The organism is Candidatus Ichthyocystis hellenicum (genome assembly GCF_001460935.1).
Lineage (GTDB): Bacteria > Pseudomonadota > Gammaproteobacteria > Burkholderiales > 2013Ark19i > Ichthyocystis > Ichthyocystis hellenicum.
Genome location: NZ_LN906597.1, coordinates 1 through 25,642, shown reverse-complemented (window position 1 = coordinate 25,642; position 25,642 = coordinate 1). Strand labels below are relative to the sequence as shown.

24 protein-coding genes and 1 tRNA gene are annotated in these 25,642 nt (G+C 39.4%); 15 read left to right on the top strand and 10 right to left on the bottom strand.

Annotation, left to right across the window (positions count from 1 at the left end; translation table 11 throughout):
- Positions 1 to 31 precede the first annotated feature (31 nt).
- The 7 genes from rplS to Arg41_RS00095 all read left to right on the top strand — a co-directional run bounded on the left by rplS (position 32) and on the right by Arg41_RS00095 (position 6,520).
- Complete coding sequence (gene rplS / locus Arg41_RS00125; protein ID WP_092342391.1) at positions 32 to 412, top strand: 50S ribosomal protein L19; 381 nt, start codon at positions 32 to 34, stop codon at positions 410 to 412.
- A 46-nt stretch (positions 413 to 458) separates the two neighbouring features.
- On the top strand, positions 459 to 1,517 hold the full coding sequence (locus tag Arg41_RS00120) for an aspartate-semialdehyde dehydrogenase (RefSeq protein ID WP_092342389.1): 1,059 nt from the start codon (positions 459 to 461) through the stop codon (positions 1,515 to 1,517).
- Positions 1,518 to 1,786: 269 nt separating this feature from the next.
- A complete protein-coding gene (locus tag Arg41_RS00115; protein ID WP_092342386.1) occupies positions 1,787 to 2,389 on the top strand; it encodes a peroxiredoxin in 603 nt (200 codons plus the stop codon).
- 148 nt (positions 2,390 to 2,537) lie between these two features.
- The gene (locus Arg41_RS00110; RefSeq protein ID WP_139057329.1) at positions 2,538 to 3,257 is read left to right on the top strand and encodes a hypothetical protein; all 720 of its coding nucleotides are present in this window, start codon (positions 2,538 to 2,540) and stop codon (positions 3,255 to 3,257) included.
- A gap of 150 nt (positions 3,258 to 3,407) precedes the next feature.
- Entirely contained in the window at positions 3,408 to 4,745 is a 1,338-nt protein-coding gene (locus Arg41_RS00105; protein WP_092342382.1) for a cytochrome ubiquinol oxidase subunit I, read from the top strand.
- Complete coding sequence (locus Arg41_RS00100) at positions 4,732 to 5,751, top strand: cytochrome d ubiquinol oxidase subunit II (RefSeq protein WP_092342380.1); 1,020 nt, start codon at positions 4,732 to 4,734, stop codon at positions 5,749 to 5,751. Before Arg41_RS00105 ends, Arg41_RS00100 begins: the two co-directional genes overlap by 14 nt.
- A gap of 193 nt (positions 5,752 to 5,944) precedes the next feature.
- A complete protein-coding gene (locus tag Arg41_RS00095) occupies positions 5,945 to 6,520 on the top strand; it encodes a hypothetical protein (RefSeq protein WP_092342377.1) in 576 nt (191 codons plus the stop codon).
- Between the two features lie 41 nt (positions 6,521 to 6,561).
- On the opposite strand, the gene Arg41_RS00090 is transcribed toward Arg41_RS00095, so the two are convergent.
- Positions 6,562 to 7,992, bottom strand: coding sequence for a hypothetical protein (locus Arg41_RS00090; RefSeq protein WP_092342375.1), 1,431 nt, complete (start codon positions 7,990 to 7,992; stop codon positions 6,562 to 6,564).
- On the opposite strand from Arg41_RS00090, the gene Arg41_RS08090 reads away from it, so the two are divergent.
- On the top strand, positions 7,991 to 8,212 hold the full coding sequence (locus Arg41_RS08090) for a hypothetical protein (protein ID WP_172792630.1): 222 nt from the start codon (positions 7,991 to 7,993) through the stop codon (positions 8,210 to 8,212). The two genes, Arg41_RS00090 and Arg41_RS08090, sit on opposite strands and share 2 nt — an antisense overlap.
- A gap of 561 nt (positions 8,213 to 8,773) precedes the next feature.
- Here Arg41_RS08090 and Arg41_RS00080 read toward each other — a convergent pair.
- The 5 genes from Arg41_RS00080 to gcvT all read right to left on the bottom strand — a co-directional run bounded on the left by Arg41_RS00080 (position 8,774) and on the right by gcvT (position 13,311).
- Positions 8,774 to 8,866: transfer RNA gene (locus Arg41_RS00080), tRNA-Ser, on the bottom strand.
- Between the two features lie 50 nt (positions 8,867 to 8,916).
- Positions 8,917 to 10,383: an aminomethyl-transferring glycine dehydrogenase subunit GcvPB gene (gene gcvPB / locus Arg41_RS00075; RefSeq protein ID WP_092490399.1), complete on the bottom strand. Its 1,467-nt coding sequence runs from the start codon at positions 10,381 to 10,383 to the stop codon at positions 8,917 to 8,919.
- Positions 10,377 to 11,732 (bottom strand): aminomethyl-transferring glycine dehydrogenase subunit GcvPA, encoded by a 1,356-nt coding sequence (gene gcvPA / locus Arg41_RS00070; RefSeq protein WP_092342369.1) that lies wholly within the window; start codon positions 11,730 to 11,732, stop codon positions 10,377 to 10,379. Before gcvPA ends, gcvPB begins: the two co-directional genes overlap by 7 nt.
- A gap of 36 nt (positions 11,733 to 11,768) precedes the next feature.
- Positions 11,769 to 12,164, bottom strand: coding sequence for a glycine cleavage system protein GcvH (gene gcvH / locus Arg41_RS00065; RefSeq protein WP_092342366.1), 396 nt, complete (start codon positions 12,162 to 12,164; stop codon positions 11,769 to 11,771).
- Between the two features lie 22 nt (positions 12,165 to 12,186).
- Entirely contained in the window at positions 12,187 to 13,311 is a 1,125-nt protein-coding gene (gcvT, locus tag Arg41_RS00060) for a glycine cleavage system aminomethyltransferase GcvT (protein ID WP_157722183.1), read from the bottom strand.
- 460 nt (positions 13,312 to 13,771) lie between these two features.
- Here gcvT and Arg41_RS00055 point away from each other — a divergent pair, with 460 nt between their 5' ends.
- From Arg41_RS00055 to ybeY, 7 genes are read left to right on the top strand one after another with little or no spacing between them, the layout of a single operon-like run.
- Positions 13,772 to 14,464 (top strand): site-2 protease family protein, encoded by a 693-nt coding sequence (locus Arg41_RS00055; RefSeq protein WP_092342362.1) that lies wholly within the window; start codon positions 13,772 to 13,774, stop codon positions 14,462 to 14,464.
- Between the two features lie 2 nt (positions 14,465 to 14,466).
- Positions 14,467 to 15,678, top strand: a complete 1,212-nt coding sequence (locus tag Arg41_RS00050) for a tryptophan--tRNA ligase (RefSeq protein WP_092342538.1) — start codon at positions 14,467 to 14,469, stop codon at positions 15,676 to 15,678.
- A gap of 26 nt (positions 15,679 to 15,704) precedes the next feature.
- Positions 15,705 to 16,505 (top strand): segregation and condensation protein A, encoded by an 801-nt coding sequence (locus Arg41_RS00045; RefSeq protein WP_092487000.1) that lies wholly within the window; start codon positions 15,705 to 15,707, stop codon positions 16,503 to 16,505.
- A 23-nt stretch (positions 16,506 to 16,528) separates the two neighbouring features.
- Positions 16,529 to 17,215, top strand: coding sequence for an SMC-Scp complex subunit ScpB (gene scpB / locus Arg41_RS00040; protein ID WP_242641351.1), 687 nt, complete (start codon positions 16,529 to 16,531; stop codon positions 17,213 to 17,215).
- Complete coding sequence (locus Arg41_RS00035) at positions 17,187 to 19,169, top strand: pseudouridine synthase (RefSeq protein WP_242641350.1); 1,983 nt, start codon at positions 17,187 to 17,189, stop codon at positions 19,167 to 19,169. Before scpB ends, Arg41_RS00035 begins: the two co-directional genes overlap by 29 nt.
- 11 nt (positions 19,170 to 19,180) lie before the next feature.
- Entirely contained in the window at positions 19,181 to 20,512 is a 1,332-nt protein-coding gene (miaB, locus tag Arg41_RS00030; RefSeq protein WP_092342532.1) for a tRNA (N6-isopentenyl adenosine(37)-C2)-methylthiotransferase MiaB, read from the top strand.
- A complete protein-coding gene (ybeY, locus tag Arg41_RS00025) occupies positions 20,509 to 20,964 on the top strand; it encodes an rRNA maturation RNase YbeY (RefSeq protein WP_242641349.1) in 456 nt (151 codons plus the stop codon). Before miaB ends, ybeY begins: the two co-directional genes overlap by 4 nt.
- On the opposite strand, the gene Arg41_RS00020 is transcribed toward ybeY, so the two are convergent.
- The 4 genes from Arg41_RS00020 to Arg41_RS00005 form a co-directional block, all read right to left on the bottom strand.
- Positions 20,906 to 21,799 carry a hypothetical protein gene (locus tag Arg41_RS00020; protein WP_092490398.1) on the bottom strand — a complete coding sequence of 298 codons (894 nt, stop codon included), beginning with the start codon at positions 21,797 to 21,799 and terminating at the stop codon, positions 20,906 to 20,908. The genes ybeY and Arg41_RS00020 overlap by 59 nt on opposite strands.
- A 594-nt stretch (positions 21,800 to 22,393) precedes the next feature.
- Positions 22,394 to 23,242, bottom strand: coding sequence for a hypothetical protein (locus tag Arg41_RS00015; RefSeq protein ID WP_092490397.1), 849 nt, complete (start codon positions 23,240 to 23,242; stop codon positions 22,394 to 22,396).
- Positions 23,243 to 23,832: 590 nt separating this feature from the next.
- Positions 23,833 to 24,696: a hypothetical protein gene (locus Arg41_RS00010; protein ID WP_092342354.1), complete on the bottom strand. Its 864-nt coding sequence runs from the start codon at positions 24,694 to 24,696 to the stop codon at positions 23,833 to 23,835.
- Positions 24,697 to 25,026: 330 nt separating this feature from the next.
- A partial coding sequence (locus tag Arg41_RS00005) for a hypothetical protein (protein ID WP_157722182.1) occupies positions 25,027 to 25,642 on the bottom strand: 616 nt, incomplete at its 5' end.

Sequence of the window (25,642 nt, the reverse complement as noted above, 5' to 3'; positions counted from 1 at the left end):
TTTTTTTGATGAGAGTTGTCGAGGAAAAGTGATGAACATCATTGAGTCTCTGGAAAAAGAACAGTTGTTGAAACTAAATAGGACAATTCCTGAGTTTTCAGCTGGTGACAGTGTTGCTGTTAGTGTTTACGTTGTTGAGGGTGGTCGTAAGCGGGTGCAGAATTACGAAGGAGTTGTTATTGCTAAGCGTAACAGGGGAATTAATTCTTCTTTTGTTGTACGCAAAATTTCGTCTGGGTTCGGTGTCGAAAGGACGTTTCAAACTTATTCTCCTGCTATATCATCGATTAAGGTTGTTCGTCGTGGAGATGTTAGGAAGTCTAAGCTTTATTACTTAAGGGCATTGTCTGGTCGTTCTGCTCGTATACGGGAAAAAATTGTTTCTAATAACAAGAAATTAGCTTCAATTTAGATTATCTTTGTAGTTTGGAGTTTCTTGTTGTTTCCTAGGGCGGTTTATGTCTAGCGCGAGTGTTGCCGTTGTTGGTGTGACAGGTGTTATTGGTAGAGAGATTCTTAATCTCTTGCACCAGAGGGGTGTTGATAAGTCGTGTCTTGATGTCTATGCTAGCTGGCAGTCTGTTGGTTTGTCTGTTCCATATGGCTGTTCATTTCTAACCGTTAATTCTTTAGACTCTATGTGCCATAAGAGGCATGATGTTGTTTTTTGGGCGGCTGGTTCTTTGTTGGCCAGGGAATTTTTGGCAACGTTGCCGGGGCGATCTAGCTCGGTCATAATCGACTGTTCCGATGCTTGGCGTAATCACGATGATGTGCCATTGGTTATTCCAGAGGTTAATGCAACATCGCTGAGGGACTATAAAGGGATAATTTCTAGTCCAAACTGCTCCAGCACCATACTCGGCGTGGCCCTGTATCCTCTTCATGTTTCTTTTCGTGCTCTCAGAGTTGTTGTTTCTACCTATCAGTCTGCTTCTGGTGCCGGTTTATCTGGTATGGATGAGTTGCTTATGGGTATGGGTGACTATGTTTCCGGTAGGTCTGTGCGTAATCGTGTTTTTGATCATCCCCTACCGTTGAATGTTATTCCGTGCATAGGTGAGCTCGATGAAGATGGTAACTCTAGAGAAGAGCTGAAGATGCGTGATGAGCTTAGAAAGATTTTTGAAGTTCCTGATCTTTTGGTATCTTGCACTTCTGTTCGGGTTCCAACTCTTCGTGTTCATGCCCTGTCGGTAAGTGTTTGGTTTGAAGAGGAGATAAGTGTTGCTGAAGCGTATAAGTTATGGAGAAATGCTCCCAGTATAGTTCTGTACGATAGGGTGAGTGACTATCCTACTCCGCTCATAGTCTCCCAAGATTCACGCATACACGTCGGCCGTGTACGTCAGTCCGCCGCTTTTCAATCCAACGGTTTGGATTTTTTTGTGGCAGGGGACCAGCTCCTAAAGGGAGGAGCCCTGAATGCTGTGCAAATTGCGGAAAAAATGGGTATTATTGAAGTGGCTGGGGAAACCGACCCGACAAAGCCAGTTGATGCTGTTTCTTTGCATTAAACCCCCCCACTGCGTTTAAGGCAGATAAGCACCGACCAACTTCGCCCGGGCCAGCGATAATACTGTATGCCATAGTGATAAAAATGTAAATAACTATTTGAGATTGTTTGTTGAAAAATATTGCTCTGGTTTTGAAATTTTGAAAAATTGACATCAATGGTGTGTTTTTTGGTTCAAAATTTTAGTTAGTTTTGATAGTTTAAGTTTGATTTTTTGTTGAATTGGTAATTTTGTAGTAATGTTGGTCCATACGAGTGAGGGGAGGATTCATGTCTGTTTTGGTTGGTTGTTATGCTCCAGATTTTACTAGTGATGCCGTCTTGGGTAATGGGGAAATAGTCGAGAGTTACAATTTTTATAAAGAAGTTTCTGGGCGGTATGCCTTGTTGTTCTTTTATCCACTTGATTTTACTTTTGTTTGTCCGTCGGAATTAATTGCTGTAGATAATCGTATGGACAAGTTTAGGGAATTAGGTGTTGAGGTGGTAGGTGTTTCTATTGATTCTAAGTTCGCTCATGCTGCATGGAGGAACAGAGATAGGGAAGATGGGGGGATAGGTCATGTTAAATTTACCTTAGTTTCTGATCTTAGACATGATATTTCCCGTGCGTACGGGGTTGAGTCTCCGTCTGGTGTTTCCTATAGAGGTGCTTTTTTAATTGATAAATCAGGTGTTGTTCAGTCTCAAATCATCAATAATTTGCCTTTAGGAAGAAATTTTGATGAGGTGATAAGATTATTCGAGGCAATTCAGTTTCATGAACAGCATGGTGAGGTTTGTCCAGCTGGATGGGCTAAAGGTCAGAAAGGAATGTCTCCAACCAGCGATGGTGTTTCTTCCTACCTTAAAGAAAATTCTAGTAACCTTTAAATTATTGCCGATTTTGCCCCGAAAGATTGAGGAGATATTTTTTGGGGCATTGTCTTGGTTCACAACAATAATACTTTGATTTTTGTGCTCCTAGTTTGTTATAGGGCGGTTTTTTGTGAATATTTTTTAAAGAAAGATGGGTGTTGGCGTGAGTGAAAGTGCTTTTTTTAAAATGGCAAGAGGTTTTGTTTTTGCAGCTTCCATTATGGGCTCAATGACCGCAATTTGTGCTCCTAGTGATTATTGTAGCAAAGTTGTTTTCTCTGTTATTGACCCTCGTAACAATAAGGATCTTCGTGATCGTAATTACTATCTTACTGCTTCGTCAACTGATCTTCGGGTTTTTCTCAGGAGGGATTTTGTCAATAATCCTATGCCATTAACTGATAGTTTGCTCTGGGAAATACGTCAAACCTATCCTGTTCCTACTGATAAAGATCCTCGGCAGCCGGCATGGATAAATATTTTCCTGCTTCCTGATGAAAGTAGTTCTGCTTCCCAAGGTAGAAAATTTCGTAATTTATTTTTGTACTACTCGGTTGAATCCCAACGTGTAAATAGGTCTTTGGTTTTATATCCGGCGCAGCTTGGTTACTATGCAGTTTCTGGTGCTCGTATAGATTTTGAGTCTGCTAACTCAATTATGTCACGTGTGTATTTAGTCCTTAGAGAATCTAAGCTTTATATTGTTCCCAATTGGACTTCCGATGATGGTAAAGAGGTTTCAGTTGCTCTTAGTTACAGTCCAGGAGATTTTCCCGGTTGGGTTGCCTTGAGCGGAAAAGATAAATCCTTAAGCAATAATCATTCTAGTGATTGTACTCGCTATCTTATTAAAAAATATGGAATTAAGATGTCTGGTAAGTAATTTAAATCAGTTTAGTTTTTGGTGATTGACATGGTAATGATGTGTTTTGTGTGATTCACGTTCAACAGTTGTTATTTCTTACTATGTGGCATTGGGCACAGGGGTGTATATTCGATCGGGGTTAGTCGAGATTGTTTATAGGGAGGTGATGTGGATGTAACCGCTATTAGCCGTGCCCAGTTTGCTGCAAATATAACTTTTCATATACTTTTCCCTTCCATAACTATTGCTTTGGCGTGGTTTACGTTGTTTTTTAAGGTCAGATTTAATTGTACTAAAGAGCGAGCATGGGATGCTGCCTATCGTTTTTGGGTGAAGGTATTTGCTATAACTTTTGGTATGGGGGTTGTTAGCGGTATTACTATGAGCTTCCAGTTTGGGACCAATTGGCCCGGTTTTATGGAAAAGGTTGGTAATGTTGCGGGACCGTTGCTTAGTTATGAGGTTATGACCGCTTTTTTCCTGGAAGCAACTTTTTTGGGAGTAATGATTTTTGGTATAGACCGAGTATCGCAGCGCGTGCATACGTTTGCTACTTTTTTGGTGGCTATGGGTACAACTTTGTCGGCTTTTTGGATAGTTTCATTGAGCTCGTGGATGCATACTCCTGATGGTTTTTCTATAGTTAACAATGTGGTATTGCCAACAGATTGGTACAAAATTATTTTTAGCCCCTCTTTACCATACCGATTCTCTCATGTTTTTATTGCTTCTTTTATAACTACTGCATTTTTTATTATGGGTATCTCTGCGTATAGGAAATTGAGAGGCGATGAGTGTCATTCTGTATTCTTAGCGCTGCGTTCATCTGTAGTAGTGGCTGCTGTTTGTGTTCCTTTACAGATGGTTGTAGGTGATCTACATGGGTTGAATACTCTAAAGTATCAGCCGCAAAAAATAGCTGCTATAGAAGGAATATTTCATACTCAGAGAGGAGCTCCTGCTATTTTGTTAGGAATTCCAAGTGAAGACGAGAAGACTATAAATTACGAGGTCTCCATTCCTAAATTGGCCTCTCTTTATCTTACTCACCATTGGGATGGAGAGGTGAGGGGTCTGTCTGAGTTTCCAGATCATCCACCAGTTTTGCCCATATTCTTTTCTTTCAGAATTATGGTTGGAATTTCTATATTAATGCTGATTTTATCGTGGGTGGCACTTTTTAAAACTAGAAAGGGCTGGAAATATTTCAGTAATTGTTTGGCAAATATTATGGTGATATTTACTTTTTCAGGATGGATTGCTGTAGAGTCTGGCTGGTATACAACTGAGATTGGAAGACAGCCGTTTTTGGTTAGTGGGGTGCTTAAGACCGCTGATGCGGTTGCTAAATTGCCAACTCATGGAGAGATAAAGCTCAGTTTTATTTTGTATTTGGTTACATATGGTGTTCTTTTGCTGACATATATATCTACTATTTTTTATATTGCGGCTACTGAAGAGAAAAAAAATAAAGCCAAAGGAGATTGTGCACATGGATATCTCTAGCCAGTGGTCATGGAATAACTTATTGCCTGTTTTTTCTATGGGATTGATGGGTATTTCTCTTCTTGCGTACGTTATTTTGGATGGATATGTTTTAGGCATAGGAATATTGACTCGCTACGTTGCAGATGAAGATAAAGGTGTTTTGATTGATACAGTTGCTCCCTATTGGGATGCTAATCAGACTTGGTTAGTGTTGGGAGTTTCGTTGCTCACTGTTTGTTTTCCCTGGGCACAAGGAATTATACTAGGCAGTTTATATGTTCCCATATTTATAATGATAATAGGATTGATTCTACGCGGAGTTGCGTTTGAATTTAGAATTAAGGCGGCGGAGAAGTATAGACCTATTTGGAATAATTGCTTTCATATAGCTAGTGTGGTTGTTTCATTCTCTCAAGGTGTTATGTTGGGACAGTATGTTACTGGGCTCCATCCTTCCGTTATTGCAACTATTTTTTCTTTTTTAACCGGTTTTTGCTTGATTGCTGGGCATGTTCTTCTTGGGGCTTCATGGCTAATCGTAAAGTCATCTGGAAATGTCCAGAAAAGAGCTATTTTTTGGGCGAAGAATGCTCTTTGGGGTACTGCTTTAGGTGTTTTTGCGATTTCATTGGCTACTCCAGCTGCTAGTATTACTTTGTTTCGTAAATGGTTTAGTTTTCCAAACATTATTTTGTTGGCTCCCATTCCATTTATTACTGTTTCCGTATTTTTGTTCATATATATTCAATTGAGGCGTTTATCTCACGATGATCAGAATACGCATCCAATCATGCCATTTCTTGGTACCGTGCTTATATTTTTTCTTGCATTTATGGGATTGGCTTACAGTATGTTTCCGTATCTGGTTATTGATAAAATTACTATTTGGCAGGCTGCAGCTGCCCATCAGTCGTTAAACATTATTTTTATTGGGGCAATGGTAGTGTTGCCCATTATTTCATTATATACAGTATACGTACATATAATATTTAGCAGGAAAATAAGTAATCAGGAAAATAAGTAAATAGCCTTAAAAAACATATTATTGTTATATTGTTTTATTAACGGTAGTGATATTTATATCTTTACGGCATAAATATTAAATATTAACCGCAATCCCGTTGGGATAAGCTGCCGATTGTTTCATCACTTGCCAGATTTTTACTGTTTTTAGTTTATTTACCCCTATAGAATGGTTAACTATAATAAGGTCTACAATGTTCGGACAAAGATATAAACCTGTGGTATGTCGAAAGAATAATTGCTTTGAGTCTGTTCGTGGGAGGAAAATGTTTATTCACTCAGCTTATGATTTCGGTTTTCAGGTCTTAACGGGGGGTGAGAAGGTTACTTTTTTTTTGTCAGATCTTGCTGGGAAGGTAATTATAATAGTTAACACTGCATCTCAGTGTGCTTTGAGCAATCAGTACAAGGATATGGTAGAGGTGCATGATCTTTATCATAACAGAGGGTTGGTTATGGTTAATGTTCCTAGTAATAGCTTTTTTAGACAGGAACCACGTTCAGATGAGGAAATATCAATTTCATGTGTTAAAGAAAGTAGTGACTCATTCATAACCGTGGTAAGGGAGGTTGTAGTAGGAGATCATGCCCATCCATTTTATCGGTGGGCAGGAGATGTTCTGGGTTTTGCTGCATCTCCATGGTGGAATTTTCATAAGTACATAATAAACCGCAGAGGAGGGTTGGTGGACTACTTTTGTCCTCTTACCCATCTAAACTCAGCTAGAGTTATTGAAGTAATAGAGCGGTTATTAGTTGAAGAATCATAAAGCTAGCCCAGCTTTATAGCTGGGCTACGGACTAGTAGGTACTATTTATTTTTATCAAAGTTAGCCTTGTCGTTTGGCTTGTACTGAGCCTTTTGGTATATTCCGTAAGGTATTGCGCATATCTCACCTTTTGTGGAGCTGATTGCACTTATTTTTCCTTCACTGTCAATATTTACACAAGGAGATACATATGATCTATAGGCCGATGTCTTCTCGTTAATTCTATCATGGTCTGGGAATAAAACGGCTACAGGAACATAGTACCGGTGGTGAGAAACGTGGTCGCACTGTTCGAACAGCACTTCTTCTAGTGTGCTTGTTGATGTTAGACAGTAATCTCCAATGCGAATACGTGATCCACGTTCTAGATGCCAATTTGGATCACCAGAATCGCCTAGAACTACTGGTCCGTCATTCCTTACCTCAGCTGTAATTGGTTGTCCTGCTAATTTTGAGAAAACATTTGGTTGATCTTTCACAAGTAAGTACAGTACATCCTCTGGCAAGATCTCACCTTTCATTGGAGAGAACGCATCAGATGATAAAGAGAACCACTTACAACCATTCTGTTTGTCGCAAGGTTTATGGGAAACTTCACCCATGTAACCCAAGGTTGAACTTCCGTAATAGACCATCGGTGATTCGTAACAGCGGAATCCTTCTTCCCTGTTCATTGATTTCTCGTACTCCTCCGGTGTATCAAGTGAAGTTAAGAAAAGTCCTGTATGTGGATTTCTAATTTGCTGAACAATAGATTTATTTTTTGATGAAAAATCAAACACATCTCCATCTAGAACAAGATTAAACATAGGAGAAGAAACTCTTCGTCTGTGCAATACATGTCTCAATCTTGAAGAAGGCTTAAATATACGCATATTCCACACGTTAGTTTCAAAATAAGAAAAGTGTGTCATTTCTGATTCTAGGACTCCGGAGCATGAACGTTCTCTTATGGGGATGTATCTAAACTTGTTGCAGTCTTTGGGGCTTGGATCCGTCAATGAATCGAGCGTAGTGAATTTAACTAAGGCATAACTTTGACTTTCAACGCTTACACATGCAGCTCTATTATCCGGAGTTGCACCCCATAGCAGTCCATTACATCCTGCTTGCAAATACATAACATAAGAAGATGACGATGTGAGGTAAGCATATTCTCTGTTGAAAATCTCATATGAATAAGATACAGGGAGCCTGTTTCCAGATCCTAATACAGTGAGGCTTGCTAATCTTGACAGAGACTTACCACTACACATGCCCTTAGAAAAAGGATTCCACCTATGAGGGTATTCTATTCCTGAATTTTCTCTTACATCCAACGTATATCCATATCCTGGTAGATTGTCAGTCCTATCGAAGACTACTTCAAGTTTTTCTTCATCTTTGTTAGGTTCATCGGCATTGTTAGATTTATTAGTGTCCATAGCATAAGCTGTATTTATTAGCAGGTATGATGCTATGATACTACTCATGATACGGCAGAGAGTGGAGCACCGCCGCTTGGAATTAACAGAATTTCCTCTCTTAGCTGTTACCTCAAAAGGTGCTTTTGATAATAAGATTCTATCCATAGATAAATTATTCCTGATAAAAAACATGTTAAAAACACCTGCCATGGCAGGATATGGGAATGAAATCATCACTGTTCTCAACTACGAAGAATATGAGCACTATTTTGTCGTAATGCCGTAATGACTTACACATAAATCATTGTATCATTTAATATCAGAATTTGTAATTAATCACAAATTTAAACTTATATATATGATTTTAAATATTTATTGCAGTGATTATTATTGTTCTTCATGAAGATGAGAAATGGGTCGAGTACGACTTACCATTAAATTTATTAGTAAGTAACTGTTTGACAATCTATGCTTTTATCATTTTTTAGAAGTATTGCGTTGTTTCCCAGTATTATTAGCGATTCTGTAGTTCATGGAGGACAAGAAACAGTCACAATGGTACGTAATTTAGTTTGATTGCTTTGTGTTTCCTAGTACTTAACCGTTAATGTTTTTCTGAAACGCCTAATTGATGTGATACTTGTGGCCAAATAAATATTTAACTGACATTTGTCATTTACATAACATTAATTAATTAGGATGAAGACATTCTTAATTTATTTACTTACTTATTGTTTTTGGTCCTCCATTAGGTGTGCGGTACGGTTTTACTTTTTCTTTCATACCTGGTGGAAAATGCCTGGAACAAACCTCATCTCTTTAAGCGTTGATTTATGTAGCAAAATATTGGCGGAGAAGGAGGGATTCGAACCCTCGATGCGATTTTTATTCGCATACTCCCTTAGCAGGGGAGCGCCTTCGGCCACTCGGCCACTTCTCCTAAAAACTCTATTATCCTACCAGTGATCATGTTTCATCAGCAAACACACGTCAATTATCTAAGTATAATTTGAGTTTCCTCCAAGTTAATAGTAACTTTTGCGCCGCACCAACCTCATCCGGTCTTTTAATTACCTGATTATGGGGTGCAGATTTAACCATCTCAGTTTTTTCCTTGGCTTCACGACGTATAGAAATCATTGCGTCAACAAATCTATCCAGGGTTTCCTTAGATTCAGTTTCAGTTGGTTCTATAAGCAAACATTCAGGTACAATTAACGGGAAGTAAGTTGTTGGAGCATGAATATCGTAATCCAGCAATCGCTTTGCAACATCCATTGCAGTTACTCCATAATTTTTTTTCAGATCTGCACACGAAATAATGAATTCATGGCTAGCACGTCTATGAGGAAAAGGAATTACGAACCCAGCTTTTTCCAATTTGACCATCAGATAGTTGGCATTTAGTGTTGCTATGGCAGAAACTCGTCTAAGACCATCCCGTCCAAGCAGTCTGATGTATGAGTAGGCGCGTAACAACACACCTGTATTTCCCGAAAACCCGTTCAATCGACCTATGGTTTTCGGTGTATGATTGTAGTCAGACATAAAAAACATACCATTGTCATCTTTCATGACAACTGGGATAGGGATAAACGGCTGCAACTTAGAATTCACTGCTATGGCTCCTGATCCAGGACCGCCTCCCCCATGAGGTGTAGCAAAGGTTTTGTGGAGATTCATATGCATTACATCAAATCCCATGTCACCAGGACGAGCGCGACCAAGGATAGCATTTAAATTTGCACCATCATAGTATGTCAAGGCTCCAACCTCATGTACGAGGCGATTTATCTCTTCTATTTTGCGCTCAAAAACCCCAAGTGTAGACGGATTTGTTAACATCAGACCAGCTGTTTGCGGGCCCAGACATTTTTTTAGCGCATCCAGATCTATGTCACCATTTTTTAAGGTAGGGATCTCTTTCGTTTTGTAACCACAGAAACTAGCTGTCGCCGGATTAGTTCCGTGGGCAGCATCTGGGACAATAATTTCACATCGATTATCTTCCCCCCGATCTCTATGATAGGCCCTTATTAGAAGCAATCCCGCCAATTCACCTTGTGCTCCAGCCATAGGCGAAAGACATGACGATTTCATACCTGTTATATCAACTAGCATCTCCTGAAGTGACCACATGCAGGACAAAAGGCCCTGGTTGGTATCGCTACTGTCTAACGGATGCTTATCGATAAACCCCGGTAACATTGCTGTTGTGTGGCAAATTTTAGGGTTGTACTTCATTGAGCACGATCCCAAAGGATAGAAATGGGTGTCTATACAAAAGTTATTGCGCGACAGGCGAGTGTAGTGCCTTACGACTTCCAACTCAGAAGCTTTTGGCAACTCTATGGCATTTTTTCGAAGAAGATTATCTGGTATAAGCGTTTTCTGCTCAAAAAGGCGAGGCATCAGATTGCTGTTGGATTGCTGCTTACTTTTTTGAAAAATTAACATATGTCACCTGCAATAATTCTTTGGAGTGTCGTAGCATAATCATCGATCTCGTCAATAGTTCTTTTTTCTGTAACGCATACTAGTAAAGGATTTTTTATCTCTGGGTAGTACTTGCTTAGGTCGTATCCAGCTAATATACCGTGTTTGCTCATAATTTTTAAAACAACTTCTACACTTATAGGAAGAGAAATTACGAATTCGTTGAAAAAGGGCGCAGAGAAAGGTGCGACCACATCTTTTATACTCAAAATCTTATTGAGCAGCATAATGCTCCTCTGGTGACAGGACAGGGCAACTTGGTGTATTCCTTTTTCTCCAAGAAGGCTGAGGTACTGCACTACCGCAGTTACTAATAACCCTTGGTTAGTGCAGATATTAGATGTAGCCTTCCCTCGTCGTATATGTTGTTCACGTGCTTGAAGAGTTAATACATAACATGGATTCTGTTCAGAATCCATGGTGTATCCCACGATGCGTCCAGGCAGTTGGCGTACGAATTCGTCACGAGACGCAATAAATCCTATGTAAGGACCACCAAATGACAAAGGAACGCCAAGAGGTTGTGCTTCCCCAACTACAATGTCCGCTCCTCTTTTGCCCCATTGTCCTGGGTTTTTAAGCAATCCCAAGGAAATTGGATTCGTCAATGCTATTACAATCATGTTTCTTTGATGAGCCCAGTCAGTTAGTTCATCAACGTCTTCTAAGCAACCCAGAAAATTAGGCTGTGAAATGATTAGTGTTTGTGCATAAGGTGCGTCATCGTCTATTATTGCCCTTCCGGTTGTGCTGTCGTATTCTAGAATCGAAAAGGATATTCCCTGAGGCTCTGTTATTGTTTTTATGGTTTCAAAACAGTGGGGATGAATGTTTCTAGGAACGATTACTTTTTTGTTTTTTTGGGTATTTATACGGCATGACATTAATATGGCTTCAGCTAGGGCAGTTGGGGCGTCGTACAAGCTCGAGTTTGATACTGGCATCCCAGTTAATTCAGATATCATTGATTGGAACTCAAACAACATTTGTAGAGTTCCTTGGCTTGCCTCCGGCTGGTATGGTGTGTATGGAGAGTAAAATTCACCACGGCTAACTATGGACCAAATGCTAGCAGGTATGTAGTGGTCATACGCTCCAGCCCCTAGGAAGCAGACACCATTTTTTTGCTGATTCGAGCAATTTGTCATATGAGACAGAAGCTCCTGTTCTGTCATCCCAACCGGAATCCCTTCTAATCTTGCCTTAGGTATAGATTCAGGTATTTCATCAAACAGATCATCAGTATCTGATATGTTTATGACTCGCATCATTTCTTCCAAGTCATCGATGCTGTGGGGTATAAACGGCATGTATATTTCCCAGGTAGTGAGTTCTAGTGTCGGTGGCTAATGTTCAGTGCTTTCGATAAATTTTTCGTATTCATCGATTGAAAGTAATTCGTCCATTTCACTTTTATCTGATAACTCAATCTCAAAAATCCAGCTGTCATAAGCATTGCGATTTACAGATTGAGGATCTGATAGTAACTGAGAGTTTATGGCTGTTATTTTTCCCGAAATGGGGGTATAAACATCTGACGCTGATTTTACCGACTCAATTACCGCACAATCTTCGCCTTTGGATACAGATGATCCCATCTCTGGTAAAGACAAAAAAACAATGTCCCCAAGAACGGACTGAGCGTGTTCGGATATTCCGACAAAAGCTCTGTTTTCTTCGCCTAGCCTTACCCACTCGTGGGTTTTGGTAAACCTCAACTTTTTGATTTCATCGTAAGTCATAGTAACTTCCCATAAGTGTACTCTAAACTGCTACTAAAATTTTACCTTGGCGGACAAATGGCAACGAACAGAGCTTAGCTTCAACCGGTTTGTTTCGGATAACTATTTCAGCCAATTGGTCAGGTTTAAGGTTTTTTGAAACACGGGCAATGCCTATCCCTCTGTTAATAGTCGGTGAAAAACCACCAGAGGTAAGAATCCCGTCTCCTTTGCTATTTGCCCCGTTTTTTACAGCAAATTCCTGTCCTTGACGCAGTACCCCAGGGCTGAGCAAAACCACTCCTAGTCTCTTGAATCGAGGTTTGTGCTTTTCAAGTGCATCTTTTCCTACAAAATTGCGTTTCTGATCTTTGAGATTAACTGTCCATCCAATCCCACACTCCCCAGGTGTAATCGTTGTGTCCATTTCATTTCCGTAAAGATTTAGTCCAGATTCCATACGCAGAGTATCTCGTGCGCCTAATCCACAAGGTGAGGCACCTTGACTGAGTAATTCGTCCCAAAGAGAAACAGCGAGGTGGTTAGGAACTATAATCTCGAAGCCATCTTCACCTGTATATCCAGTTCTTGCTATAAACAATTGTTCATCTTCATCCAGTGCGCACGAAAAAGGAGCAAGTGAGGATCCATTGTCTCGTAGAAATTTGTTTCTCATTCTGGGGATAATCGACAAACTTTCCGGCCCCTGGAGAGACAATATAGCAAGATCATCTGCCGGAATTAGTTCAAATTCGTAACCAGAACATTCCTTCTGTTTTGTGAGCCACTCTATGTCAGTTTTTCTTCCGGCGGCATTTACAACCATTCGCATCCAATTTGGGCTCAATTTGTATACAATCAGATCATCTATGATTCCGCCGCTATCGTTAAGGAGGCACCCATACATGGCTTTTCCATAGCCATTAATAGTGCTGATATCGTTGGAAAAAACATGACGAGTGAAAATTTCAGCATCGCGTCCCTTAACATCGATGCAACACATGTGTGAAACATCGAATATGCCAACTCGATTACGAACCGCATGGTGCTCTTCTATCTGAGATCCATAGTTAAGAGGCATGTCCCAGCCAGAAAACGGAGCAAAGCGAGCATTGATAGCCTGATGACTGGAGAAAAGAATAGTTCTTTTCAGTGCTGTTTTATCCAACTGCGCTCCCAAGATCAATATTAGCAAACTTTTCTAACTAACCGGCATCCAGCTGATGATGCTGGTTTACCTATAATCGGTAGCATTATAAAAGAAAATCATAGTGTTTGACATTAAAAGTTTTGTTTCTTTTAGTTAAGGTTTTTGTAGATGAATTTATAACAAAAGACAAAAGATTTTTATCATGTAGAGTTTGTTGTTGATGTGATCGATGCTGATGCTAATTTCTACTACCATATTCATGTGATTCATGCATTTTGGTGTTTACAGATGGTTTGTTGGGGATTAACTGTAGTTTTTATTTCTACTTATGTTTGTCCAATTATTGACTATGCACTGTTATTTTTTTACTTTATAGATATAGTGTTTTCAGGATCAGATTATAATTTGGTACTATTTGGTTGAAGTTAGGGTGGTCATTTTTACAAATAAGGAATGTTCATGAATCTGGTGGTGGGTAGTGCGGGCATCTATTTCTGAGGCCTTGGGTGCCATTTCTGTTATTTTTTTGCCGGTTGTTTTAGCCTTGACGGGGCATGAAATTGCTCATGCCTATGCGGCTTGCAAGTTTGGTGATGATACTGCTCGGCGTCAAGGTAGGCTGAGTTTTAATCCGCTGCATCATATTGATCCTCTCGGTACCGTTATTTTTCCTATCGTTTTTTATATTCTTCTTAATTCTATGGCTAACTTTCCTCTTTGGTTTGGTTGGGCAAAACCTATTCCCGTGAATCGTTCTAAGCTTAAGGGCGGTCGTTACGCTCTAGCTTTGGTTGCTCTTGCTGGACCATTGGCTAATCTTCTAATGGCATTTATCTGGTCAATTGTTATGCACCTAATTTCTTCTGTTGTGGATGGAAGAAATTTTTGGGTTCAAGTATCTATTGCGGGCATACAGGTAAATGCAGTGTTTTTAGCGTTTAATCTTATACCTATTCTTCCATTTGACGGTGGTAGATTCGTTCATGCACTTTTACCTCCTCGTTGGGCAACTGTGTACAGCAAGACTGAATCTTGGGGAGCTTTTGCCGTTTTATTTATCATAATTATAGGGTATTTGGTTGGTGTAAATGTGATTTATTTTTGGATTGCTCCGTTCTATGAGGCTCTTTTGTGGGTTTTTCACGTAATTTTTTTGGGAAGATCTGGATGAGTATGCATTTTGATAGAGTTATATCTGGAATGAGGCCCACTGGTCGTCTTCATATTGGACACTACCACGGTGTATTGAAAAATTGGATCAAGCTCCAGCAACGCTATGAATGCCTGTTTTTTGTTGCAGATTATCACGGACTCACTACGCATTATAACCGTACTGGCGATATTGACCAAAACACGTATAATATGGTCATAGATTGGTTAGCTGCGGGTATTGATCCCCAACGCTCAATTTTGTTTGTTCAATCTCATGTTCCGGAGCATGCAGAGCTTTACCTATTGTTGGCTATGATTACCCCCTTAGGTTGGTTGGAACGTGTTCCTACCTATCGCGAGCAACAGGAGAAACTATCACATTTTGATTTGGCTACTTACGGTTTTTTGGGGTATCCTCTGCTGATGGCTGCTGATATTTTGTTGTACCGTTGCCACTATGTTCCGGTTGGGGATGATCAGGTTCCCCACGTTGAGTTTGCTCGTGAGGTTGTTAGGCGTTTCAATCGTTTATATGGTTCCGAAGTTGATTTCGTGGAAAACTCCTGCGAAGCAGCTAAAAAAATGGGTAGGAAACCATACTCTTTGTACATGAGTCTAAGGGATAGATATCAAGAGAAAGGCGACAGAGAGGCTTTGGAGCGTGCTCGTGCTCTGGTTATGGAGCAGCAGAACCTTACTGCGTCTGACCGAGAACGGTTGTATGGGTATTTGGACGGTTATTCGCGTGAAGTTCTTCATGAGCCTGAGGAAATTTTAACCGAAAATTCTCGTCTGGTAGGCACAGACGGACAGAAGATGTCTAAGTCTTATAGTAATACTATCTCTTTTCGTGAGGACGCTGCTGTTTTGTCCAGCAAAATACAGAAAATGCCTACGGATCCTAATCGTGTGCGTCGCAGTGACCCCGGAGATCCAGATCGGTGTGCGGTATATAAGTTTCATAAGATTTATTCCGTGTCGGAAGTACAGTCTTGGGTTGAGAGTGGATGTAGGTCTGCCAAAATAGGGTGTGTTGACTGCAAGAAGGCTCTGGTAGATAAAATGGTTAAAGAACAGGAGTCTATTAGGGAGAGGGCCGAACCTTTTCTTAAGGACCCAGGGTTGGTGCGTGGTATCCTGTCAGACGGATGTGATAGGGCCCGCCATATGGCTCAAGAGACTATGCGTGACGTGCGCAGCTCTATAGGTCTGTCGACTAAAACATTTTCTTAATTGGTTTACTTTGGAAGGTTTGCTTCTTGAATGCTAGGGGTTCAGATCAAGAGGTTTGGGTGTATGGTGAAAAATTGGCTGTTCCAGAGGCATTGTACATTCCTCCAGAAGCTTTGGAAGTGCATCTGGATAATTTTTCTGGGCCGTTGGATTTATTATGGCATTTGATTAACCAGTCAAGGATAAATATCCTCGATATTCCCATGTCTCTTCTTACAGAGCAGTATTTATCCTACGTGGATGAAATTAAACAGCGAAGTTTATATTTGGCTGCTGAGTACCTACTTATGGCTGCCTTGCTGATTGATATTAAGTCTCGTTCCCTATTACCAAGTAAAAAAGGTGCAGATAATGATGATGAAGCTGAATATGCGGAGGAAGATCCTAGGAATGAGTTGGTTAGGAGATTAATCGCGTATGAGCAAATTGTTGGGGCGTCGACGTATTTATCAGAAAGAACCGTAGTGGGGCGTGATTGTCACGCGGTGGTCGTTGAGATCCGTTTTGCAACTCCAACTGTCTTCCCAGTTCCTGATATTTCTTATTTAATTGATTGTTGGCGAAGGTTGATTCAGTTTAAATCGTTTGTGCAACCGCACTGTGTTGTTCGGGAAGTCTTGGTTGTGGCAGAATTCATGGATGTTTTGAGAGATAACGTGAAATTTTCCCAGTTTTTCGTTTTTCAAGATCTGTGTAGTCAAAGTATGCCTGTTTGTTACCGAATAGTTTATTTTTTGGCAATTCTGGAATTAGCGAAGCTAAAGGAGGTGGATATAATTCAGCAGGAGCCTTTGGCGCCTCTCTATGTTAGGAGAAAGATGACATGATATGCATATGGTAGAGGCCATCGATGAATAAAAATAATCAAAGTGATAACGATTCCCCTTCACAAGATTGCGAAATGCCAGATATAGTCTGTACCAAGGGGATTGGTAGCCGTAGTGCTGATTTGAGTTCTTCTGCTGAGATTTGTAATTATGATGCTCAGTATGTGGATATGATTGTTGAAGCGGCGCTTTTTTCCTCTCCAGAGCCTTTGTCAATTGATTCTATATCGTTTTTGTTTGATGAAAACATAGCAAAAGATGAATTGAGATCTGTTTTAAACGCTATTAGCACTCGCTACAGCGGTCGAGGTGTTGAGCTGGTGGAGACGGCTGGGGGTTGGCGTTTCCTAACTTCTACGAGGGTTCAGCATCATTTGGATCGTTTGAGGCAGGTTAAGCCTCCTCGATATTCGAGGGCAGTTATGGAGACTCTTGCTATTGTTGCTTACAAGCAACCGGTAACTAGAGGTGATATTGAGGAAATTAGGGGGGTTTCGGTTTCTCTTCATATCATTAGAACCTTGGAGGATCGTGGATGGATTGTGATAAAGGGTCGTCGTGATTCTATTGGGCGACCGGCGCTGTATACGACTACTGTTCAATTTTTAGATGATTTTGGATTGCGGTGCTTGGCTGATTTGCCAGCATTGCAGACATTTGGACCTGTATTGGAATCAATTGATGATTTACCGACAAAAGAGAAAATTTAGCCACTCCTCGAGAACACAGAGAGCTAATAATGTTGATCGTGTTCCTGGGCCCCAGGATTCTGGAAACTATCACGATAACTATCGTCCTGATGTGATGACTTTGCATACTTTGGGAGTTTCTGCGAATTCCACCTCCAATTCTGGTAGAGGAGGATACGATCCGCGTTTCCGTTCTGATGTAGCTGCTCGTTCTGGTCGTTTGCAAAATCAAAATTTCAGGGACGGTAATTTCAGAGCTGGTAATTTTAGGGACGGTAACGTCAGGGATGGTAATTTTAGGGATGGCAACGTCAGGGATAGTAATTTTAGGGACGGCAATGTCAGGGATGGTAATTTTAGGGATGGTAACGTCAGGGATAGTAATTTTAGGGATGGTAACGTCAGGGATGGTAATTTCAGAGGCGGCAGCAGCTCTAGGGACGGCAATTTTAGAGGCAGCGGCGTAAGGGACGGTAATTTCAGAGGCGGTAGTTCCAGGGATGGTAATTTCAGGCCAGGAAATTACGGGCATAGCCGTCGTTCTTCTACTACTGATAATCACCATGGCGGCAGAGATAATTACCAAGGTAGAAATTTTCAGGGTAGGACTCCGCAAACCAAGGACGCTTTCTCCGATTCACAGAATGTATCTCATTCTCGTCATGACAATCGTCGTAATCAATCTGGTAATTGGTACAATTCTAGACCTGTAGACGATAATCGACGTACTAATCATGGATTTCATCCTTCTCGGGTTGCTGCTAAAGAGTCCGTTTTGCCGAGGGGCGGTAATTCTTGTGATGATTTTTCCGGTGATCGCAACTCTCAGAATGGAAACCGCGGTGGTGAGTACCGTAGGCATGAGACTGGTAGAGCTGGTCACGCTTTTCGACGCAATTATATTCGTCGTGACAAGAAGAATTTTTATCAACGAACGCCTGATCATTCAGAAACTGATGAGTTTTTTGATGTTGGTAATGTTTCTGAGGTTGAGGTTGGTGATCAAGATAGAAGAAATTTTTCTAGGGCTCGTACTGCACCCAGGAGGTATCCGCGTTCTGGTTCTGGAGAGTTTAATAAAAATAGGGTTTCTTTATTACCTTCTGCAGATACTCCGCAGCGTCTTCATAAAATTCTAGCTAATGCCGGTGTTGGTTCTCGTAGGGATATGGAGCAGCTCATAATTGATGGTGCTGTGACTGTTAATGGTTCTTTGGCTGAGATCGGACAGAAGGTTTTTACTACCGATGTGGTGTCAATTAATGGTAAGGTGGTTAAGGTTGATCATGCCGTTGCTATTCCGAGAATATTGTTGTACTACAAACCAGAGGGGCAGATAGTTAGTCGTGATGATCCTGATTCCCGTCCTTCTGTATTTGACAATTTGCCAGAATTGGAAGAGGGCTCGTGGGTTCCAGTTGGTAGATTGGATTTTAATACCAGTGGTTTGTTGATGTTTACTACTTCCGGTGATCTAGCTAATCACTTGATGCATCCTCGTTATGAGATAGAGCGTGAGTACGCAGTTAGGATTAATTGTGTACTAACAGAGGACCAGGTTCAATGTTTGTTGAAGGGTGTTGAGTTGGGTGACGGTTTGGCTCGTTTTCGTACAGTTATTGATGCCCATCCTCAGCAAGAAGGAACTGATTCTGATGATAGCGATGCTCATGTATCTTGTAATCATTGGTACCGTGTTATTCTTTCCGAAGGTCGTAACCGAGAGGTACGTCGTATTTTCGAATCGCTTAATATTGTAGTAACTCGTCTTATTCGTGTTAGATACGGTGATTTGTGGTTACCTACTGATCTTAGGCGAGGACAGTCTTTGGAAATGTCTCGTTCTGATGTTTGTGGGTTTTTGACAAAGCTAGAGAAGCGCTTGAATTATTACTTTGATAGGAAGAAATCTGGGCGATCTCCAGTTCATTGTAGGCGTTGGTTGATGCGTCGTAGGGGTTCTTCAGCTACTTAGTGGGTGACTATATGAAGCAAAAAAAGGTGTTCATTAAGAGCTTTGGGTGCCAAATGAATACCTATGATGCCGATAAGATGTTTGATGTTCTCAGTGAGTCAGGTTACGTCAAGACCGATGTTCCTGAGGATGCGGATTTGATCTTGTTTAATACTTGCTCTGTTAGAGAAAAGGCTCAGGAAAAAGTTTTTAATGACCTTGGTCGAGTTCGTAGTCTTAAGGAGAATAATCCCGATGTTATGATTGGCGTTGGTGGTTGTGTTGCTTCCCAGGAAGGTGCTTCTATACTTGATCGTGCACGTTTTGTAGATTTGGTATTTGGTCCCCAGACTTTGCATCGTGTTCCTCAGTTGATCGAAGAGAGGAAACGCTCAGGTGTTCCTCAGGTTGATATTTCTTTTCCGCAGATTGAGAAATTTGATGCTCTTCCTAAACCGAGGGCTGATGGTGTTTCCTCCTTCGTATCCATTATGGAGGGATGTTCAAAGTATTGTAGTTTTTGCATTGTACCGTATACGCGTGGTGAAGAGTTATCTCGTCCTTTTGATGATGTTTTGGCTGAGGTGGCTCAGTTGGTGGAAGATGGAGTTCGTGAAGTGACTCTGTTGGGGCAGAATGTGAATGCTTATCGTACTGTTACTGATGATGGGGAAGACGTGGACTTTGCTATGCTTCTCTCGTACATTCACGCAATTCCAGAGTTGGGACGTGTTAGATATACAACTTCTCATCCACGTGAAATGACTACTCGTCTTATTGACAGTTATGCTTGCTTGCCAAAGTTGGTTTCTCATTTGCACTTGCCAGTGCAGTCAGGGTCGGACCGTGTGTTGGCAGCTATGAAGAGGGGCTACACTGTTTTGGAGTACAAATCTATAATTCGGCGTGTCAGGAATGTTCGTCCGGACATATCAATTTCATCTGACTTCATAGTGGGTTTTCCTGGTGAAACTGAGGAGGACTTTTTGGGAACTATGAACTTGGTTGATCAGTTGAATTTTGATTCGTCGTTTTCTTTTGTGTACAGTCGTAGACCTGGTACACCAGCAGCTTCTCTTCCAGACTCTGTGACGCAAAAGGAAAAATTAGATAGATTGCATCGTCTTCAGTCCCTTTTGAATGAGAAGGCTTGTTTTATAAGTCAGGCTATGCTTGGTACGGAGCAGGTTGTTCTGGTTAGTGGGGAATCGAAGAAGGATCCAGAAGTTTTGACCGGTAGAACTTCTAACAACAGGATTGTAAATTTTTCCGCACCACCAGATGTTAGGGGTAAGTTTGTTGTTGTGCGTTTACTGGAGGCATTGTCGCATAGCTTCCGTGGTGAAATTGTCTCGGTGGTATGAAGAATACGGTCTTGACTTATCAGTGGTGCAGTAATTTTTATCCGCCGCATATTAGTTATGGCCAAGTTAGGACTTTTTTACGTAATACTTCGATGTTTGTTTATGACCGAGTAGGTTATGTTTTGAATGTTGTTGTGGCACGGTTTGTTGATGAAGATGAGGGACGAGAGTTAAATTTGTCGTTTCGCGGGAAGGATTATCCTACAAATGTCTTGACGTTTGGGTATCAGGAGAGTGGTCATTATAATGCCGACATTATTTTGTGTGTTCCTGTTGTTTGGAAGGAGTCTATTTTACAAGGCAAGGTACTTCACCATCACTATGCTCATTTGTTGGTACATGGGTTTTTGCACGCTTACGGTTTTGATCATGAGGAAGACCATGAAGCGAAAATTATGGAAGATCTTGAAAGAAAGGTTCTTCATCAAATGAGTTTTCCGGATCCGTATTGATTTCATTTAAGGGTACGTAGTGGGTGTTGCCTCGTTTGCATAAATGTTCTCTTGCCGTTCCCAGTAGTGTCAGAGTTGACCTGGTTGCGCGGCTACGCATGTTATTGAATAAGCGGCGCATTCCCCTACATCCTTTTGTTCTCCTAAATATCATTGCAAAAAAGTACAACAAAGCAAAGAAAGACATTAAAATAATGACGACTTTAATATACCATTCCGTATCCAGTGAATAGATTTGTTCTTCGTGGTAACCTTTGATAACAATACTATGGCAAGGTTGGTAGGCGGTGTTATTGAGTCTAACAAGTTCTGTAAGTCTACCAATCTGTTGTCTAGATTGTGTATCGAAGGAGGTGATATTTGCAATTCTTTCACTTGCATCTAATATTAATTTTTCTATCTTGGAGTAATCAAGACTAATCACTGATATATATTTTCTGATAAGGCTGTTGTTGTCCATGTTGGTGCGGTTATGGTAATTATCGATGTAGTGTTTACCCCAGCCGTTTGTTATTGACATAATATATTCTGGAGTCATATTAACCTGTTTAAGTTCGGATCTTAGGTCAACTCCGTTTAAAATCAAATTATTTTCTCCAAAATTAAATGCTTTTTCTAGCAAGCATCGTATGTTTGCAGTCTTTACTAATAATTTAATCCGTTCAATATTAATAGTATCGATCGGTTTTAAAACATATGGAGTAACTTGTCCTAGTATAGATAAAAAGATGGATATTTTTAGGGTGTTTTTGTAGGATGATCTTGCATGGCAGGGGTAGTAGCTTAAGCCGGAACTTGTTCTTCTTGAGATTGACGATATCGCGTTTGTAGTCATCTAGACTGCTGATATATTACCAATATCTTCTTCTGATTCATCCTGGAATTCGTCACTGTTGCTGGTTTCTAGCTTGTTATAACATTTAAACTCTACAATGCCGTTTTGACACAACATTATCTCCTGAAAGTATTGTTATACGTTTTAATATCAATAATATTAATGCACAACTGATCGACCATCATCACCGATGCTACTCTACATAATTAGAAATATATACGTAAATTTACTTTTATAAATAGATAATATTTTTATATGATTGATTAGTTTTTTAAGTAGTTTATTTAAATTATTATCTCATACTAGTGGAATTTTTTGCATTTAGATATTTATAAAATTGAATTATTTATGATTCGTTATTAGAGCAAGTATACGGTTATGCTATTATTTAACAACAGTACCCTCTTGTTTTTAGTAGATTGATAAAATAATTGAAAAGGATAATAGATTTGACTTAAACTTAGTTTAATTGCTAGGTATTTGATTAGAAGGGTGCGCGTATTCATTTCTGTTATACATAAAAGCTATTTTTTGCCATGTGGCAAATTATACTTACTCTATGTGTTGATGCTTGTAGTTTTATTTGTTACTTGATTACACATCATTAGCATTTATTGCTCTAGAGCGCTTTCTGGACGTTTTTAATTTTCTGGTTACTAGTAGTATGAAAAAATATAATAAAGCGAAAAGAGAACCCAAAACTATTATGATTATAACTGTTCTTTCTGTTTCCATTGAGTTTAGGCTTCTATCGGAATAAATGTCACGGTTATTGCCGCCGATCATATTTGGGCAGGTGTGATAGGAGGCATCATTGGTTCTAACAAGTTCTGAGAAATTACTAAGTCTATGTCTGGATTCGGCATCAAATGGGCTAGTATTCTTAATTTTTTCACATATATTTAGTGTTACTTCTCTAATCGTATTATATCTATGTTCTATTCTTCCGACATTAAGCAAATCACGAGCATCATCTGTACAACTGCGATTAACGCGATTAACTATTTCGTAGTTTTCTAATCTGTGTTCTCTGTGTTCTATTGACATAAATCCTTCTGGAGTAGTTCCAATTTTCTCAAGCTCAGATCTAACATTAATTCCTCCTGAAATAAGATTTTTTTCTCCAAATGCAAGTATGTTTCTCATCAAGCAGCGTAGGTTCATATACCGTAAAGATAATCTAGCCAATCTAGTTGTAATAGCATCAGCTGACCTGATGACACAATTAGATGTTTGACCTATTACAGAAAAAATTATTGATGCTTTCAGGGTGTTTTTGAATAATGAGAATCTAGAATTGTTACTTTTTAGCAATGAAGTTGAGGATGTTCTACTTGTAGTTACTGTGGACATTTCTTTTTCTTCTACATCTGATTCAGTTTGGCATCCATCATTGGTGCTGTTATTATTATAATGCTTAGCAGTTGTGATGCTGTTAGACACGGTAGTTTCTCCTTAATAATTTTATTATATGCTTGAATTCAAACAATATAATATCGTAACTATTGCGTGGATAGTACTCTATATAACTAGAAATATATGCGAAATTTTATCTTTAGAAATTAATAATATTTACTTCTATTATTAATTAAATTTTCCGGTGCTATATTTAGATTAATAAATGATATTTATGGTAATTTTTGTAGATAATTATATTTTATTTACTGTGGTTTATTATAATACTTGTACTGGTGTGGTGTTATTTAATACATCTTTATCTCCTGTTTGGGCTGTAATTGTACTGTAGTTACGTTGTTAATTCACCAAATTTGTTAGTTCATTGATTTTTGCACTCTTGCTGTTTTGATCATGGATAGTGATTTATGTAAGGACTTTAAAGAAGGACCTGTAATACAATAGGTGGTAATTATCGGTAGTTGTTTTTGGTTATAAGAATTTGAACAGAGGTTGTGCATAGTCATTTATCACCTATACCACAACGTTTGTTTTGGATATAGTCCACGATGCTCAGTGATCTGTAATTGTGATTTTTTACTATGTTTCAATTTTTTACGTGCCTGCCTATTACCTTATTAACACTCAAACTTGGGTTTGCCCCTTAGCCTATGTTGATTAATCTTAGATCTATTCCTAGATGCTTTGAACCTTCTAGTTCCTAGTATGAAAAAATAGAATAAAGCGCAGAGACAACCTAAAACTATAATGACTATAACCGTTCTTTCTGTTGCCATTGAATTCATACTTCTATGGTCATAACTATGGGCATAAATGTTGCGGTTAATGCTATCGACGATTATATTTGGGCAAGTGTAATATTTGTCCTCATTGGCTCTAACAAGTTCCGAGAAATTACTAAGTCTATTTCTGGATTCGATATTAAAAGGGCTGGAATTTTTAATTCTGTCACATATACCTAGTGCTACTTCTTTAATCCTATTATATCTGTATTCAATTCTATCAATATTTGCATTATCGACGATATCATCCATACTAGTGCGATTAATGCGTTTAGTGATTCGGTACTCTTCTAAGTTGTGTATTTTTGACAGAATTTCTTCTGGAGTAGTTCCAACTTGCTCAAGTCCAGATCTAACATCAATTCCGCTTGAGATAAGATTTATTTCTCCAAGTGAGAGTATGTTTCTTATCAAGCATTGTATGTTCATATACCGTACTAATAATCTAGTCAGTCTGGTACTAATAATATCAGCTGGTTTGATGATATAAGCAGTTGCTTGGCTTAGTACAGAAAAAATTAACGATGTTTTTAGGGCGCTTCTGCATAACGATAAGGTAGAACGGCTGCTTTTTACCAATGAAGATGTTCTACTTGTAGTTACTATGTTTGCTTGTGACATTTCTCCCGTGCCATTTTGTGATTCATCGTCGTTGATGTTTTTATTACAGTACGTAGAAGTTGTGATGCTGTCTGACACGGTATTTTCTCCCTAATAATTTTATTATATGATTGAATTCAAACAATATAATATCGTAACTATTGCAGAGATAGTACTCTACATAATTAAAAAGATATGCTGAATTTTATCTTCAAAAATTAATAATAGTTACTTATTATTAATTAAATTTTTCGGTGCTTGATGTATGATATTTATGGTAATTTTTTCATATCATTAGATTTTGTTGACCACGGTTTATTCTAATACTTGCACTGATGTGGTGTTGTTTGGTACATCTTTGTCTTCTGTGCTGTTCTATCAAAACATTATTTAAATATAAGCTGTTTTTTGTTTTCCTACCCGTCTGTATTAGGCCTTAAATTTGGGTCTGCCTACTAGTTTACGTTTACTAATTTTAGAGCGGTTCCTAAATGTTTTGAATCTTCTAGTGCCTAGTATGAGAAAAAAGAATAAAGCGCAAATAGAAGCTAAAACTATTATAATTATAACTGTTTTATCTGCTGCCATCGAGTTTAGGCTTCTATTATGATAAATGTCGTGGTTAGTGCTGCCGATCATATCTGGGCAGGTGTGATAGGCGGCATCATTAGTTCTAACAAGTTCTGAGAAATTACCAAGTTTGTTCCTGTATTCGATGTCAAAAGGGCTGGCGTTCTTAATTTTTTCGCATATACCTAGTGCTACTTCTTTGATCTCAGTATATCTTCTTTCAATCCTCGCGGCATTTGCATTATCGGTGACATAATCGATACTACTGCGGTTAATGCGTTTAATGATATGGAACTCTTCTAAGCCATGTATCATTGAGAGCACTTCTTCCGGGTTAGTTCCAACTTTATCAAGTCCGGATCTAACATCAATTCCGCTTGAGATAAGATTTTTTTCTCCAAATGAGAGTATGTTTTTAAACAAGCAGCGTATGTTAATGTGCCGTAAATGTAATCGGGCAACTTCATCACTAATA

What these genes read in the sequence shown, in the direction of transcription:
- gcvPA (WP_092342369.1), bottom strand. Translation starts at nt 11,732, where the DNA reads ATGCCGTTTATACCCCACAGCATCGATGACTTGGAAGAAATGATGCGA.
- Arg41_RS00035 (WP_242641350.1), top strand. Translation starts at nt 17,187, where the DNA reads ATGATTTACCGACAAAAGAGAAAATTTAGCCACTCCTCGAGAACACAG.
- Arg41_RS08090 (WP_172792630.1), top strand. Translation starts at nt 7,991, where the DNA reads ATGATACGGCAGAGAGTGGAGCACCGCCGCTTGGAATTAACAGAATTT.
- Arg41_RS00115 (WP_092342386.1), top strand. Translation starts at nt 1,787, where the DNA reads ATGTCTGTTTTGGTTGGTTGTTATGCTCCAGATTTTACTAGTGATGCC.
- scpB (WP_242641351.1), top strand. Translation starts at nt 16,529, where the DNA reads ATGAATAAAAATAATCAAAGTGATAACGATTCCCCTTCACAAGATTGC.
- Arg41_RS00100 (WP_092342380.1), top strand. Translation starts at nt 4,732, where the DNA reads ATGGATATCTCTAGCCAGTGGTCATGGAATAACTTATTGCCTGTTTTT.
- gcvPB (WP_092490399.1), bottom strand. Translation starts at nt 10,383, where the DNA reads ATGTTAATTTTTCAAAAAAGTAAGCAGCAATCCAACAGCAATCTGATG.
- Arg41_RS00050 (WP_092342538.1), top strand. Translation starts at nt 14,467, where the DNA reads ATGCATTTTGATAGAGTTATATCTGGAATGAGGCCCACTGGTCGTCTT.
- Arg41_RS00095 (WP_092342377.1), top strand. Translation starts at nt 5,945, where the DNA reads ATGTTCGGACAAAGATATAAACCTGTGGTATGTCGAAAGAATAATTGC.
- miaB (WP_092342532.1), top strand. Translation starts at nt 19,181, where the DNA reads ATGAAGCAAAAAAAGGTGTTCATTAAGAGCTTTGGGTGCCAAATGAAT.
- Arg41_RS00090 (WP_092342375.1), bottom strand. Translation starts at nt 7,992, where the DNA reads ATGAGTAGTATCATAGCATCATACCTGCTAATAAATACAGCTTATGCT.
- Arg41_RS00020 (WP_092490398.1), bottom strand. Translation starts at nt 21,799, where the DNA reads ATGACTACAAACGCGATATCGTCAATCTCAAGAAGAACAAGTTCCGGC.
- ybeY (WP_242641349.1), top strand. Translation starts at nt 20,509, where the DNA reads ATGAAGAATACGGTCTTGACTTATCAGTGGTGCAGTAATTTTTATCCG.
- gcvH (WP_092342366.1), bottom strand. Translation starts at nt 12,164, where the DNA reads ATGACTTACGATGAAATCAAAAAGTTGAGGTTTACCAAAACCCACGAG.
- Arg41_RS00120 (WP_092342389.1), top strand. Translation starts at nt 459, where the DNA reads ATGTCTAGCGCGAGTGTTGCCGTTGTTGGTGTGACAGGTGTTATTGGT.
- rplS (WP_092342391.1), top strand. Translation starts at nt 32, where the DNA reads ATGAACATCATTGAGTCTCTGGAAAAAGAACAGTTGTTGAAACTAAAT.